We start from the raw sequence: 15,019 nt of genomic DNA, 5'->3' as shown, positions 1-15,019 counted from the left end.
CTTCAACTTAAACGGTCTTCGAATCATCCGGTATCTGGTCGCGCTCTTCCAGCGAATAATCCCGAACTATTGCACCGACCCGAATCCGGTAATTTTCGAACAACGCATGCCGGCCTTTTGACTGTGCGGCACGATGTTGCTCCAGGTTTCGCCAACGGGTGATCGCCTCCTCGTTCTCCCAGAAGGAAAGCGACAGTATTTTCCTTTCATCGCTCAGGCTCTGGAACCGCTCGATGGAGATAAAACCGGGCATCTCTTTTAAATGCTCCCTCAGCTCGGCCGCGAGGGACAGGTATTCCTGTTTGCCTTCGGTAGTGGGTGTTACTTCAAATATCACCGCAATCATAGGTCACCTTTACAATGACAGGTCGGACGGGCATCCGGTAAAGCGTAATCCGATTCTATAATGGACAGACGCCGGATTACACATCGTTGGCGCGGCGCAATCGGGCTTCGACCCGGGCGGTATTCAGCAGGCTGTCATCGACCACCTCGGGATAGAGGGGATAGAACCGCTCCACCTCGAAAACATGCTCGCATGCGGCTTGCTCCAGCTGTTGCCGCACAGTCCGGGGCAGGCCGGCCATCATCAGCAAGCGGGGCGCGATCCGCTGCAGATAGAGATCGCAAAGCCGCTGGCATTCCGGGTCCGCCCATTCGTCCCTGATCAGACAGGCTGGGAAGCCCTCTGTCACCGCCGAGCGTTCGAACCAGGCCGCCCGTGGCTGATTGCCGGCCCGCTCCTCGATCTGTTTCTGCAGGCGATAGTTGACCGGCAACGGATAAGTCGCCTGCACCGGGGGATCCGGATCCGGGATTGCCAGTTCCGCCGCGGGCATGGACAACCACTCCAGGGGCGGGACGGGAAGCTGCATCTCTGCCTCATCGACGCAGGCATGCAGCAGTGCGAGAGGACTTCCGTCGTTGCCGTCCAGCAACCAGTATTCATAACAGTCCGCCGGCTCAAAAGGGATCCTGACATTGCGGATCGCCTCGAAAAGCCGCTGGCTGTCAGCACGGACCCGCTCAGGCTCCAGAGAGGGGTGTACCGCACGAGTCTCCAGCTGTTCGCCATCGATAGTCACCACCAGGGAAAAATTCACTCTCGGATCGTCCCGGAACGGTCCATTTCTCACCTGCTCGTTATCGTTATGCGCATAGCGTATCGCCCAGTTCTTCCCATCCAGGCTCAGGGCTCGCCCCCAGCCCAGTTCAGCAACCTGGACCACGCCGATGAAGGGCAATAGCAGTCTTTTGGAGTACAGGCGGATCATTTTTGCAAACGCAGGATTGTGGCTGTCGATAACGCTAACTGTGCCACCCGCTTGCGGGTCATGGCCAGTATTTCATAGACCGGATGAGAGCGCGCATTGTTCAGCTCCGGGCCCGCTCCACAGCAAGGCCCACGCTTCGCCCTGCCCGCCGGCATCGACAGGCAGTGGTTGGACAACGGCCCGCGCCAGGCGCGCCCTGTTGGGCCGGAGCTGCCCTGCGGACGGACAGCCCCCCTGCCCCGGTGGCACAGGTCCAGAGCCGGCCCCAGGGGCTCTGTTCTTGGCGACGGAGCTCTACCCACATTCAGGGCGACAGGAGGCCCGCTCTGGCACATGGCAGAGCCAGTGGGACGCAACGCCAGCTCACCATTGTGGCATGACATAAACAGTATTTAGTGGAATCACTGACCGCATGAACCGCTGTCAGCTTGATTAACGTGAAGAATTCCAGGCAAGTTCCGCTATACCCCGCCAGGGACGTCGGGGTAAAACAGCAGATTGTTATTGAAGAGAAGCCGCGCGACCTTCAAAGTACGCGCGGCTGATCGCCTCAGGGCTTCTTGGGGGTGGTGTAGGGAACTTCTTTCTGGAAGGATTCCCAGATAGTGTCATAACCCACGTAACCCTTCTCATTAGCCTGCATCTGACGGGTTGTCAGATAACGTGACTTGCCATCGGGAACCTTGGGCCGGGTTTTTGGTGCATCGCTCATAATCATCACTCCTCAATGGTTGAAACGGGAGGAATTAAAACAGGGTTGTCAGCCCCTCCCACTTAACTGACGTAAATCATATTTTCTAGCGCGTGTAATGTCCCTTTTTGGGAATCACATGCCGTACGCCCCCCTGGGGATTCTCGACATCCCCATTATAGCGGGGTATGACGTGAATATGGACATGGAAAATACTCTGTCCGGCCGCCGGCCCTATATTAACGCCGATATTATAGCCGTCAGGGCTGAACTCCTCGTCCAGCAACCGGCGCTCCTCGGTTATCAGCGCCATGCAGGCGTTGATCTCTTCGGGCGTCAGGTCAAAAAAGCTGGCGACATGACGACGCGGAATCACAAGGGTATGCCCCGGGCTCACCGCGTAGGTGTCGCGAGCACTGTAAGCAAGTTCATTCTCCAGTGATACCCCGCGTGGATCTTTACAAAACAGACACGGGTTATTGGGATCTCTTTTTTGTTCTGCTTTAACTTCAGACGACAAACTTCAACTCCCGCTCGCCTAATTAACTACATCATCCCGTTATTTCACAGGAACTTTGGTAGTCCCTTCAACGTCCGGAATATCGTCGACCTTACCACCGTACTCGATCTCTTCCTCGGAGGCATCGCGAACTTCCTTGATCTCCAGTTTGAAAATTACTTCCCGGCCACACAGCGGATTGTTCCCATCGATAGTAACGGTCTTTTTATCCACTCTTGTAACCAGAAAAGTCTTGGTCTGACCCTTTTCGTTTTCCATCAGAATGGACGTACCGACTTCGCGATATTCCTCGGGTACGTTTTCGATAGATTCGACAATGACCAGGGATTCGTCCCTGGGACCATACAACTGGTTACAGTCTATCGGTACCTCGATCACATCACCCTGAAGCTTACCTTCCAGCTCGGCGGTAACGGCAGGTGCCAGGACTTCGCTTACTCCGTGAACATAACCAAGGGGGTACTCGATCTCGGTCAGCACAGATCCTGACTTTTTATCAATGACCTTGTACATGAGTTCGACGTACTTGTTGTCAGTGATAGCGTCTTCGAGTTGTTGATTCATATTACAAGCTTTAAATCTGTATTGACTAAGGAGTTAAAAAACAGGAACAGGTGATTCGTTCTCAGAATATGGAAGCACCAAAGATTCTGACTTCACCATCTTCATAGCCCAGTACCATGCGGCCCAGCCATTCCCCTTCCTTCTTAGTGCTGCGTACCCGGTAAAGAACCGTAACATGCTCGCCACGGCGAATCGTCCCGAGAAAATCATAATCATCGGAAAGACTTCTCGTCAGCTCGCTTTTGGCAAACTGCTTGCCGACTTCGACTTCATTCAGTCCGAACAGCAGGTTGTAGGAGAACTTTTTGATGAACTTACCGTACTGGCCTTTGTTGGAATATTTTATCAGCTCTTCCCACATGGGATGTGCAATAGCCAGCAACTCCTCATCGGGCAAATTAATAATATTCTGCTGGTTTTGTGTCTCGATTGATGCTTCAGTTGTCATAGTCACGCTTCTATTGCTACCAATAAATCAGTTTTCCAATTAAGCAAATACCTATAAGCAAACAAGGTGCGTAAAACTTTTCCAACCGGAAAAGAAACACCAGCAACCCCTTTAGAAACAAGAAGTTGCTGGTGCTTTACGGCCTTCAAGGCATATATTATTCGTTTTCGTCTACCAGGTGATAACAAGGAGCTTTCTCCATTGTGTATTCACCTGTTTTAGGATCACGACGAGAAACGGTCAGTACATGCCAGTTTTCATCATCCAGCTTCAATGCATCACCACGGTAATAATAACCGGGCCAACGTGTTTCCCTACGGAACAACGTATGATGCATTACAGATTCTGAAGCGCGATGACGATGTTTCAGCTCCCATGCACGTAAAAGTTCATGGAAATCTTTTGCTGCAACTTTCTCGAGATCTTCTTCCAGAATGGCCAGTTTCTTCAGACCGATATGCAGAAGTTTCTCGTTGGTCATGTAGTTAACGCCCGCACCACCACAATACTCGTCCATCAGTTTCTGCAGACGATCCAGCCCCTGGCGAGGATTAATATAGTTCGGGTTAACATCACCGGCCGTGATCTCGTTGCGGTAAACCTTGTAGTGCTCCATCGGTTTGAAGATCTGCGCCTTGCGGTCGTTGATCTGCTTCTCGGAGACTACGATACCTTCGGCCTTGCCGTCGTCGATGTACTTGCAGGCAGCCTTGGCAGCCAGACGACCTTCGGTAAAGGAACCGGAGGAGAAGGCATGCGGCGTACCACCCACGGCGTCACCGGCACCGAACAGGCCTTCAACGGTGGTCATGCGGTTATAACCCCAGAAGTATTCTTCCGGTGAGATATCCTCGGGACCTGAACACCATGCGCCACAACCGGTGGCGTGGGAACCCATAACATAAGGCTCGGAAGTGGTCAGCTCCGGGTTTTCGTTCTTGGGATCTACATCGGTGGCCGCCCAAAGTACCGCCTGACCGACGGTCATACCCAGGAAGTTATGCCAACCGATCTCTTCAAGATGCGGATCCTGGAAGGCTTCCATGGTGACCATGTGAATCGGACCACGACCGGCATTCACCTCGGAGATCAAGGCGTGGTTACGCAGGCAGGTCGGAATCGGACGATGAGTGACGTGAGACGCCTCGGGATCAAGGTATTCCTTGCCGACGATTTCCTGCAGACCGGGCCACCACTTGGACTCATACTCTTCGCCCAGGCAGTTCTGGGTGTAGGTCTTCAGGTGCAGGAAGTAGGCACCAACCGGACCATAACCGTCCTTGAAACGGGCCAGTACGATACGGTTTTCCATCTGGGTCATTTTTGCGCCGGCTTCGATTAACAAGCCATACGCTGAGCCAGATGACCACGGCGCGTACCAGACACGACCCGCACCTTCACCCACGGAACGCGGCTTGAAGATGTTGGAAGCGCCACCGGCACCGACGATAACAGCCTTGGACTTGAACACGTGGTAGTCACCGGTCCGTACGTTAAAGCCAACGGCACCGGCAACGCGGTTTTCCTTGGCTTCGTCCATCAGCAGGTGAGTGACACAGATACGGTTGAAAACCTCATCCGCGGATTTCTTGGCGGCTTCGGCCACGATCGGCTTGTAGGATTCACCGTGGATCATGATCTGCCAGCGGCCTTCACGCTGATAGGCACCGGTCTTGGGATCGCGCATCAGCGGCAAACCCCATTCCTCGAACTGATGCACAGCCGAATCCACGTGACGCGCCATATCAAACAGCAGGTCTTCACGCACCATACCCATCAGGTCGATACGCGCGTAACGCACGTGATCTTCCGGGTTATTTTCACCGAAGCGCGTACCCATGTAGCAGTTAATGGCGTACAGACCCTGTGCAACCGCACCGGAACGATCGATGTTTGCCTTTTCGGCGATCACGATCTTCTTGTCCTGACCCCAGTATCTGGCTTCGAATGCAGCACCGGTGCCACCCAGGCCCGCGCCACATACCAGGACATCGATATTGTCTTCTATTATTGTTTTATAAGCCATCAGTAGTACACCCCTGCTTTCATTTTTAACCCGTTTGATTTCAAGGTGTGTATATCCCCGTCATCAAGACGAATGTATTTCGGTTCGTTATAGAGCAACTGGCTGTCACGCATTTCCTTAGTCGGACCTTGCACTGAAGCGAGCTTGGGAATGTGTTTCCCCCATGGCTTGGTTGTAATGGGTGCAAGCAGCTCCATGTCTTTTTCGCCGTTGCGGAACTTGATGCGCCAGGCAATGACACCTTTTTCCTCATCACGTTTCACACGCACCGAGTGCCCCAGCGGCGCAAAGTCTGCATAACCACGCACGTCAATGGCGTTCATCGGGCAGGCTTTTACACAGGAGTAGCACTCCCAGCACATGTTGGGTTCAATGTTGTATGCACGACGAGTAACTTTGTCGATGTGCATGATGTCCGACGGACAGATATCGACGCAATGACCACAGCCATCACAACGCGTCATATATACAAAAGTTGGCATTTTTATTCTCCTGCTTTCGAATTAGTAATGGCGCGGAGCTTCACGCTTGATACCAAGCCCCATGTTTGAAGGGTTCTTGCCCATATATTCAGGAATATCCGGGAATTTCGCCTGTACTGCGGGATCCGACAGATCATAATCAGCAGGCAGGTTTTCTCTGGAACCATCTGCTTTGATAACCCGTTTCTGGAAGGCCGCTGCAGGCTTGAAGAACATGTGAGCAAACTTGGACCACAGCACAGTGCTGAACAGGACAGTCGTGGCTACGATGAACAGAACAAAGAACAGCATAGCCCAGCCGGTAGCACCACTGGACTGCAGGATGGACCAGATCAGGCCAAATGTAGACATAGTGAGCAGAGAAAGGATGAAGATATCGGCCTGACGCAATTGATACCATTTTACAGCTTCTGCAGAAACATCCACGCGGATGAAGAACCAGAACCAGTAACCACCTACGATAAGCATCAGCGCACCAAGATGCCACAAGAAAGGTACAACCCCGGAGGAAGTGTCCGCTCCGAAAATCATCATCGCGGTTGTCACGACGAAGATAATGAAGCCGTACATGGTTAACAGGTGAGAGATTCTGCGACGTATATTGCAGAACTCGGAAGAAGTGATAACTTCACTGGCTACGGTCTTGGCCAGCAGTGATGCTTTTTCACCACCACCGACTGTTCGTTTGGCAGCCTTCTGCGACTTTTTCGAGTTTTCGAAAAAGTACTTGGCACTTTTCTTGTGCATCATGTCCAGCACTGTACCCAGCACCACCAGGATAATCATCAAAATGATGTAACCCTGCATGATCTCGGGAGATATCAATGCTGTGAGTTCAGAGAAGGGGTTGGTGGTCAGCATATGAGACACTTCCTCTATTTATTGTTTATGATTTGTAACTGTCGTTACACCCGCAATATCGCGCCAAGATTAACATTGCTCTTGCGGTTCGGCCAGACAATCACGATAAACGTTTTTTATCCAACATTCCGAAAGTTGATAATGGCCTCATCCCGGCGGTGTGAAGACCCGGAATTGTAGCGCGGAGTGGCTCTCGGCGCCAGTTGACTGGACACTCCGGGGCAATTGGCGCGTATGCGACAAATACCCTATTTTAGTATTTGCTAATATAGTAATACTTGACATGGCAACCTTAGATACATTCTAAATCACGGCTGGCCAGGTGTAACTCATGAAACACTGTGTTTTAAGGGATTAGAGCCCTTGAGTGAGTTGAACAACGAAAATTCGAGAGCCATTGGCGGCTTGTATCGTGCCGGCAAGCGGGGTCCATGCGTTAATAGCCGTCTGCGCATCACTCATATACCCGAGCTAGAAGGTCAGCTTTTTACCCGCATCGCCTGCGCTCATTAAGCGATACAGAAACCACGATCCGCCTTCCGCCATGTCATCCCTGCCACGGATCAAAATCAAATCATGCGCGAGAGATCTGTTCCGGATAGGGCTCCATCTCCAGTTTTTGCACGTAGTGTCCCAGCATGTGGATGTAACCGTTATGGCGACGTTCGCCACTGCTGGTAAATTCGAAGCCATACAACCGGTAAAGCGCCAGGGCACCGCGCGGCCCGCGACGCACTCGCAGCTTGTGCAGCGCAACGCTATCGTCGAGAAACTGGACCTCGGCCTCGCGGCAGGCCCGAACACCGGCACGCCGCGCGATCTCCTTGCTGCCCATCCCCTTCCACCACAATACCGCCAGCAGGGCAATGGGGATGAAGATGAGCAACCCTGTCAGCGTCATTCGACCCGGCCCGTCAAAAAGGGCTGCAGCATATGAGAATGATTCGTAGTGTCATTTATCATGGTCCAATTTTGCCAATTAACCGCACACAGTGCACACTGATTTAGTAATACGGAGAAAATCCGGCCTGACGTCGTTTGTGCCATCAGCAATACACCTTGCCAATCGAACCGGCTATGATTTGAAATAGCAGTTACATATCCACTATAGGGGAAATGCCATGAATAATACCTGGGTGCTTGTTGCCAATGCCAGCGAAGCCCGCCTTTTCAACCTGATCAAGTCCGATCTCGAACGGGTGAAAAGCTTCTCGCACGACGAAAGCCGCATGAAGGGCGAAGACCTGGCCAGCGATCGCCCCGGCGCCTACCAGAGCGATGTCAACCGTGAAGGGCACGGCAGCTACGCGGAACCGACTAACCCCAAAGAGCACGAAAAGGACCGTTTCGCCCGGGAACTGGCAGACATCCTCAACAAGGCACGCAGTGAGAACCAGTTCAACGAACTGGTCATCGTCGCCTCTCCCCACTTTCATGGCCTCATCAATCAGCACCTTGATGATGAATCGAGCAAGAAGGTGAGCCACCACATCGAAAAAGATTACACCCAGGTGGAAGATGGCGACATGCTGGAGATCCTACTCCCCTACCTGCGCCCGTACCTGAAGGAATAAAAGTTTGCTCTCTCCCGGTCATATCAAACCGGGAGGACGAACAACTTGTGATTTATCCGACCAGCGAGTGAACCAGGCCGGCATTCGCCCCATTTTCCCGCGGCAATCGCCATCTCAGACATAGACCAGTATCGCCACATAATGGCTGATGCTGCCAGCCAGCACACACAGATGCCACAGGCCGTGCATCCACGGGTAGCGACGGTCCAGGGCAAAAAAGACAATCCCGCCGGTATAAAAAAGCCCCCCGGCCAGCAACCAGATAAAACCGCTAAATGGCAAGCCGGCCAGCAAGGGCCTGAGTGCCACCAGAATAAGCCAACCCATCAGAAAATAGATAATAAACGGCGCAATACGCTTAGCGTGGCGAAACACACCATCCAGCACGAGACCCAGCACCGCCAGCCCCCAGATGGTCCCGAACAGCCACCAGCCCACACTGCCTCTCAGCGTCACCAGCGTGAATGGGGTATAGCTGCCGGCAATAAGCAGGTAAATGGCCTGGTGATCAAGGATACGAAACACCCGCTTCGCCTGTCCGTGTAAGCCGTGATAAAGCGTTGAGATCAGATATAAAAGAAACAGCGTGGCACCATAAACGCTGAACGAGACAATTTTGAACCCGTCACCGCTGTTTGTCGCCACGACCAGCAGCACCACTATCCCGGCCAGCGCGAGCGTGGCGCCGACGAGATGCGATATAGTATTAAAGCGCTCGCCCTTTTTCATACCACTATTATAATTATTAAGGGATCGAAGTGCTTTATATTTTTACTTTATGAACGCGGGAGGGAAAGGCAGGCTCTACCGACCCCCTGCCCTATGAAAATCATTTTTTCACTGCCGTACTTTGCTGATTTTATTTGAAAACATCGTCAAGAAAAACCATTTCGCGACTGGCCTTTAGTGCGACCTGTTTCCAGTCGCTACTCTCTTCATCCTCGACTTCAATCGGCAGAGCCTCGACCACCTTGCGAAACTTTTCCAGCAGTTCCCGGGTATCGCCGGCACCAATATAGATGTTTGCCACATCGAAACTGTAGCTGTCCTGCTCGATCATCCTGGACAGCTGCGTACCTTTTTCAACATTGATATCAATATCAATCCCGGGGATAGAGGTGCGCAGGCGGTCGAGTTCATCGGCACCTGGAACCCGGTTAACCTTCCCGTCCTTGAAGCGACGCAAATAAAACTTGGCGGCACAATCAAACCGGCCGGCACGGGCCTTGAAGTCCGGTTTTTTTCCGAGAGCCAGATCGACCATGATCTGATGGTTCGAGGTGCCGTCGACGAACTGAAACATTTCACTGTGAGACTGGGAGATCCGGGGATTTATCTCAAGCAACACATAGTGACCTGTTTTCATATCGTAAAAATATTCGATATTAAAGGCCCCGTTATCAAAGCCAACATGTGACATGATCGTCCGGGATGTCTCGACCATGGCATTTTGAACCTCCTGCGGGACTTGAGAGGGATACTCATAGCGAAAAAAAGACGAGCCGCCCGGATAGTTAAACGAATCTATAATGCCGTGGGAGATTATCTCACCCTTATGTGCATGACCTTCGACAGTACATTGATGACCGAAAATCATCTCCTCGATGATGCAATGGTGCCCTTCCACTTCACTGACATATTCAGGCAGCCTTGCATGGGCCAGTAATTCATTGAAGGGCGTACCAATATAGTCGATCTTATCCCGAATCCTTCCCAATGCCTCGTCCAGTTCCTGGCCATTGTTAACCCGGAATGCCAGAAATGAATCCGTTGATTTCACGGGCTTTATCCAGAATGGAAAAGCCATCTGGATATTTTCCACCGCGTTTTCATCAAAAGGATCCAGTGACTCAAAAGCTGGCGTATGCTCGGGGATGACCTTTTTTTGCTCGCAACGACTCCAGTACTTGTGATCACATTTGAGCTCACTCTCGAGTGAAGGTGACGCCAGATTATATTTCTCACACAGAAGGGGCACCATGGAATTGACCGGAAAATCCCAGTATCCGACTATAGCGTCGATGTTACCTTTAAAATGGCCAAGCACGGATTCAGCCTGTTCGATGAGACCATCGAAAGAAGGATACTTATCAACTCCCTTGACCTCATCAAAAGTCAGGAGACTGTGAAATTCATAGCCACGATTAGTATGAATATCGTCAAGTAACTTGCAGTTAAAATCGTCCGCTCCGACAACAAAGATATTTTGTACCATACCAGTATGGTTCCCTGACTGAATTCGATGAGATAAACGAGTCGCTGACAAATGTAGTTCATTCTTATTCTAAAAATAGAGCATCCACTTCCCTGATGCCAGGTCTGTCCCACTTTGCATACCCGGTTGTACGTTCTAAAGTCGCTTCAACTTGTTGTTTAAAACCCTTTTAAAGGGGCTGCAGCTAAAGCATAAAAGAAAGCAACAGGGCAGTGCCCAAAAAGGAGAAGAAGCCGGCGACATCGGTAATGGTGGTGAGGATGATCGAGGAGGCCGTGGCCGGGTCCTGACCGAGGCGGGTAAGGATGATCGGGACCAGCGAGCCGGCGATGCCGGCGGCGAGCATGGACATGATCATCGCCAGGCCGATCACCAGCGCCAGGCCGACACTGCTGCTCCAGACGAAGACGGCCAGGCCGCAGGTCACGGCCAGTACCAGGCCGTTGACCAGGCCGACCGCCACTTCCTTGCCGAGTACGGAGCGCCATTGGCGTATTCCCACCTCCCGCAGAAACAGCCCGCGCATGGTCACCGCCAACGCCTGGGCACCGGCGTTGCCGGATTGACCGGCCACCACCGGCAGAAGGATCGCCAGGGCGGTGAACTGGGCAATGAGGTTCTCGAACAGACCGACCACGAAGGCCGCGAGAAAGGCGGTCAGCAGGTTGATATGCAGCCAGGGAAGCCGGCGGCGGATGGCAAATCCGGGGGTCGACAGGGCGCGTTCTTCCGGGCTGACACCGACCATTTTCTGCAAGTCGGCGGTCGCGACATCCTCAATGGCATGAAACAGACTGCGGTAACGGACCACGCCCATCAGGCGCCCATCGGCATCCACCACGGGGACCGAATCCTGGCGGGATCGATCCAGCAGCTCTACCAGTTCTTCCCGGTTGGTCCGGGTACCGACGGCTTCCTGGACCGGGGCCATCAGGGTGGCAAGGGTTTCTTCCGGCACGGCCAGTGCCAGATCCTGAATGTCCACGCGACCATCCAGGCGCCCGTCGCCAGTGACCACGAACAGGGACCGGACACCGCGGATAGCCGATTGCTGTAACCGTTTCAGCGCCTGCTCGACTGTCATGTCGGCCTGGGCCGTCACAAAGGTGGTGCTCATCAGCCGCCCGGCGGAGTCTTCGGGAAACGAGAGCAGCCGTGTCAGATCGTCGCGACTGACCGGGCGCAGTTCCGCGAGCAGACTGTCGCGATCCGCGTCTGCTAACTGGGTCAGCAGGGTGACGGCCAGCCGGGGCGGGGCCTGATCGAGCACTTCAAGTTGCTGCGAATGGGGCAACAGGGAGAACACCGTCAGCGCCTTGACCGGGCTGAGGTATTCCATGGCAATGATCAGGGCCGCACTGTCCACGCCGTGCAGCGCGTCGCCAAGCGCCTTGTCCGGCAGATCTTCAATCTGTCCGGCGGCGGCGACCGGGTGGCGGCGCAGGTATTCGTTCGGAATGCTGTTTTCTGTATCGGGCGAAGCCGCCATGGTCATTTCCCTCGTGAACCGAACAGTGCCCCGAGACAGATCCCCATAACGCGAAAGTACTGTCCCGTCAGCTCGTTCATGCTCTGGCCAAGACTGTTTTCAGTGGCGTGGCCACCCGCCAGCGCCGTCATCAGCTTTTCCCGGGACAGGCTGCCGAGCAGGTGGTTAAGATGATCGGTGACCGGCAGTGTCGTGTGTCGCAGCCACTGCGGAAAATCGCGGGCATTGGCGAGGCGTGTTTCCGCCCGCAGCGCCTCGACCGGTATCAGGAACGCGGACAATGTCGAGGTATCGGTCCTGGCCATCAATGCCCCGCCAAGATCCAGCCCGCCAAGATAGCCGCCGCCGTCATCCACCAGCCAGACCGGTTGCTCCGGGTCGGGGGCATACTCGCGTAACAGGGCCACGGCGTCGGGCACCAGCATGCCCGCGTTCAGTTGCATCGCGGACGGGTCCGCCAGCGCGCCGACCTTGTCCGGCGGATAAATGACCAGCTTTTCCAGTGTGTGCCGCATGCGCCGGCCCGGGAGCCCTTGCAGTATTCGCGCTCGTCGGGACTCTTCAATATGCAGCAGCAGGCTGAGGGCCTGATCGACACCCGCCACATTCAGCCACTGGATCAGGGTTTCATCATCCTGTTCGCCCAGCACCGCCAGAGCATGGTGATGGGGCAGCATGGCCACCAGCGGCGCGGCCGTTTCCGGTGGCAGATCGTTCACTGCCTGCAATACGGCTGCGGTCCCCCGGGTCGCGAGAAAGGTGGCCAGTTCGCCCGGGTACTCGCGTGCATAAGCCAGTTTCAGTGGGTGAATAGCGGCCATGATCTCAGCTTTGTGACGCCGCGCCGGGAGTGACCCGAACAACCCGGCCGCTGGCCAATCGGGCAGCGGGAATGGAGACCAGGCCTTCATCGGTCTCCAGAGTCAGCCCGGTCCGGTAAATCTCGACAACCACACCTTCGTCATCATCGATGCGCAGGCGATCACCGCTGGCATAACGGGTCATTTCCGGCTGGGCCACCAGGTTCGCAACGTATTGCCGTGCACCGAGGGCAAAGGCGATGGAGAGGCCACCCAGCAACGAGGCGAGGATGATCAGTGAAAGCTGGGTAATAAACGAGATATCAATGCCCAGTTGCTGCAAACCGGTAATCACCGCCACCGCCACGACAGCGGCGTGCACCAGCCGTGGCAGCAGGGCATTGCCGTCACCCTGGGCGATCATCCCGGCGGTAATGTTGCGCAACAGAGCACCGACGACATTACCCATGCCAATGATCACCAGGCCCAGAACAAAACGCGGCAGATAATCAAACAACATGTCCAGCCAGGCAGTCAGCTGGGGAATGTTCAGCAAACGCACGGCAATCACCGCCGCCAGCACCAGTACTGTGGCAAAGACCAGCAAGGCTAAAGCCTGCTGAAAGAGCGGGGAAACCACATAATGGCTGCGGTCGGAAAACCGGCTGATCAGCCTGTCACCGACAAGAAACAATCGCCGCACAGCCACCTCGGCCAGCTTGCCGACAATCACACCCAGTACGAGCACCAGAACAGCCGCCAGCTCCGGGTATGTTTCAACGAGACTTCGCAACATGCTCACTCCGTTTCCTGACGGGCGTCCCGCCTGTTCAGAGGTTATCCGAAAAACGTCTTGCAAAAAACCGCCAAAAACCGGGGTTAGAAGAACCGGCATACCTTTCGAAGGATAAATATCAAAGGGTCAAACGTACGGAGTCTCTTTGAATTGCGCCTGGATGGCTTCCACTGTGTCCATGTTATCGATCAGGGCGTTCACGCAATCCTGATCCAGTTTCTCGCCGGCGAGTTGCTTGAGCGTGTCGATGGCCTGTTGATTGCTCCAGGCAAGTTTGTAGGGACGCTCGCTGGTCAGTGCGTCAAATACATCCGCAACGGCAACGATACGTGCCTCCAGCGGGATCTCCTCAGCGCGTTTGCCCTCCGGATAACCCGTGCCGTTGACGGCCTCATGGTGCAGCCCGGCGATGTTCCGCAACAGTTCGACATGCTGAATCCCAGACAAGCCAAAGTTCTCGATCATCTCCTCAATCATCTCGCGACCCTTTTGTGCATGGGTGCGCATTACCGCCGCCTCATTTTCGTCCAGTGGGCCGGGTTTAAACAGGATGTCGTCCGGAATGGCTATCTTGCCGATATCGTGCAACGGTGCAAACATGAATATATGCATTAAATATTCGTCATCAAGCTCGTATTGCGCCACCAGTTGCCGTGCGATCAACAGGCTGTAACGAGACATGCGGTCCAGATGGCTGCCTGTTTCAGGATCGCGTTGATGGGTTATCTGTTGCGTGGTCTTAACCGCCGCGGAAAGAGCCTTGCTGGAACTCAATTCGTTGATCACCATCAGCGCAATCAAATGACCGAATACATCCAGTTGGTTGAGAAGACTCTCTGTGAAAATGCCCCTTTTCCTGGAATTGTAGAAAATGAACCCGAAAAACTCGCCATTGTTGAACATGGGCAGCGTATAACTGGCTGCATAACCCGCCCGGCCAACACGTTGGGTGTGCTGGTGTTCGCCGTCTTCGAAGGTGACCATATTGTTGATAACACGGGGCAAGCCCTTTTCGAGGATCGCCTTTAGGGAAGGCGCCTGGTCTATGAGGCTCTGATAATTGCTCAAGGGATCGTCCGTGCCTGAGCTGTGCAGGTAGGTTTTGAGGACCTTTGTCTCCGGGTCATAAATGGCGACCGCGATTCGGTCAATATCCGGGCACAGGGCTTTTATAGATTGATGGGCGCTGATGAGTTTGTCCCGCAAAGACCCTTGTGTGTTCAAATTTTCCAGGAAATCGTGGTGTTCAATCATATGAGATACAAATTAAAAGTGTCGG

Annotated in this window: 17 protein-coding genes; 1 reads left to right on the top strand and 16 read right to left on the bottom strand. The window is 53.9% G+C overall.

The genetic code is table 11. The features are described 5' to 3' along the window. Positions 1–7 precede the first annotated feature (7 nt). The 10 genes from RI563_RS09460 to RI563_RS09415 form a co-directional block, all read right to left on the bottom strand. Positions 8–346: an antibiotic biosynthesis monooxygenase gene (locus RI563_RS09460; protein ID WP_310694130.1), complete on the bottom strand. Its 339-nt coding sequence runs from the start codon at positions 344–346 to the stop codon at positions 8–10. 76 nt (positions 347–422) lie between these two features. Further along, positions 423–1,274, bottom strand: a complete 852-nt coding sequence (locus RI563_RS09455) for a hypothetical protein (protein ID WP_310694129.1) — start codon at positions 1,272–1,274, stop codon at positions 423–425. 550 nt (positions 1,275–1,824) lie between these two features. Continuing rightward, on the bottom strand, positions 1,825–1,986 hold the full coding sequence (locus RI563_RS09450) for a hypothetical protein (protein WP_310694128.1): 162 nt from the start codon (positions 1,984–1,986) through the stop codon (positions 1,825–1,827). A gap of 85 nt (positions 1,987–2,071) precedes the next feature. Next, positions 2,072–2,485 carry an HIT family protein gene (locus RI563_RS09445; protein ID WP_310694127.1) on the bottom strand — a complete coding sequence of 138 codons (414 nt, stop codon included), beginning with the start codon at positions 2,483–2,485 and terminating at the stop codon, positions 2,072–2,074. Positions 2,486–2,524: 39 nt separating this feature from the next. Further along, positions 2,525–3,049 (bottom strand): peptidylprolyl isomerase, encoded by a 525-nt coding sequence (locus RI563_RS09440; RefSeq protein ID WP_310694126.1) that lies wholly within the window; start codon positions 3,047–3,049, stop codon positions 2,525–2,527. A 61-nt stretch (positions 3,050–3,110) separates the two neighbouring features. Then, positions 3,111–3,497: a hypothetical protein gene (locus RI563_RS09435; RefSeq protein WP_310694125.1), complete on the bottom strand. Its 387-nt coding sequence runs from the start codon at positions 3,495–3,497 to the stop codon at positions 3,111–3,113. A gap of 157 nt (positions 3,498–3,654) precedes the next feature. Continuing rightward, a complete protein-coding gene (gene aprA / locus RI563_RS09430) occupies positions 3,655–5,523 on the bottom strand; it encodes an adenylyl-sulfate reductase subunit alpha (RefSeq protein WP_310694124.1) in 1,869 nt (622 codons plus the stop codon). After that, positions 5,523–6,005, bottom strand: coding sequence for an adenylyl-sulfate reductase subunit beta (gene aprB, locus RI563_RS09425; RefSeq protein ID WP_310694123.1), 483 nt, complete (start codon positions 6,003–6,005; stop codon positions 5,523–5,525). Before aprB ends, aprA begins: the two co-directional genes overlap by 1 nt. A 21-nt stretch (positions 6,006–6,026) precedes the next feature. Then, positions 6,027–6,866 (bottom strand): adenylyl-sulfate reductase, encoded by an 840-nt coding sequence (locus RI563_RS09420; RefSeq protein WP_310694122.1) that lies wholly within the window; start codon positions 6,864–6,866, stop codon positions 6,027–6,029. A gap of 574 nt (positions 6,867–7,440) precedes the next feature. Continuing rightward, a complete protein-coding gene (locus tag RI563_RS09415) occupies positions 7,441–7,767 on the bottom strand; it encodes a DUF3301 domain-containing protein (protein ID WP_310694121.1) in 327 nt (108 codons plus the stop codon). 220 nt (positions 7,768–7,987) lie between these two features. On the opposite strand from RI563_RS09415, the gene RI563_RS09410 reads away from it, so the two are divergent. Beyond that, positions 7,988–8,440 carry a host attachment protein gene (locus RI563_RS09410; RefSeq protein WP_310694120.1) on the top strand — a complete coding sequence of 151 codons (453 nt, stop codon included), beginning with the start codon at positions 7,988–7,990 and terminating at the stop codon, positions 8,438–8,440. 114 nt (positions 8,441–8,554) lie between these two features. On the opposite strand, the gene trhA is transcribed toward RI563_RS09410, so the two are convergent. The 6 genes from trhA to RI563_RS09380 all read right to left on the bottom strand — a co-directional run bounded on the left by trhA (position 8,555) and on the right by RI563_RS09380 (position 14,994). Continuing rightward, positions 8,555–9,169 carry a PAQR family membrane homeostasis protein TrhA gene (gene trhA, locus RI563_RS09405; RefSeq protein ID WP_310694119.1) on the bottom strand — a complete coding sequence of 205 codons (615 nt, stop codon included), beginning with the start codon at positions 9,167–9,169 and terminating at the stop codon, positions 8,555–8,557. A 130-nt stretch (positions 9,170–9,299) separates the two neighbouring features. Continuing rightward, a complete protein-coding gene (locus RI563_RS09400) occupies positions 9,300–10,706 on the bottom strand; it encodes an acetyl-CoA carboxylase biotin carboxylase subunit family protein (protein ID WP_310694118.1) in 1,407 nt (468 codons plus the stop codon). 133 nt (positions 10,707–10,839) lie between these two features. Further along, the gene (gene mgtE / locus RI563_RS09395; protein WP_310694117.1) at positions 10,840–12,144 is read right to left on the bottom strand and encodes a magnesium transporter; all 1,305 of its coding nucleotides are present in this window, start codon (positions 12,142–12,144) and stop codon (positions 10,840–10,842) included. Between the two features lie 2 nt (positions 12,145–12,146). After that, entirely contained in the window at positions 12,147–12,965 is an 819-nt protein-coding gene (locus tag RI563_RS09390; RefSeq protein ID WP_310694116.1) for a magnesium transporter MgtE N-terminal domain-containing protein, read from the bottom strand. Between the two features lie 4 nt (positions 12,966–12,969). After that, positions 12,970–13,740, bottom strand: coding sequence for a hypothetical protein (locus RI563_RS09385; RefSeq protein WP_310694115.1), 771 nt, complete (start codon positions 13,738–13,740; stop codon positions 12,970–12,972). Positions 13,741–13,866: 126 nt separating this feature from the next. Next, positions 13,867–14,994: an HD domain-containing phosphohydrolase gene (locus RI563_RS09380; protein WP_310694114.1), complete on the bottom strand. Its 1,128-nt coding sequence runs from the start codon at positions 14,992–14,994 to the stop codon at positions 13,867–13,869. Between the last annotated feature and the right edge of the window lie 25 nt (positions 14,995–15,019).

The sequence above is a fragment of the Thiohalophilus sp. genome, assembly GCF_031581315.1.
In the GTDB taxonomy this organism is placed as follows: domain Bacteria; phylum Pseudomonadota; class Gammaproteobacteria; order UBA6429; family Thiohalophilaceae; genus Thiohalophilus.
The sequence above is the reverse complement of the archived record's forward strand: the minus strand, read 5'-3'. Positions and strand labels throughout refer to the sequence as shown.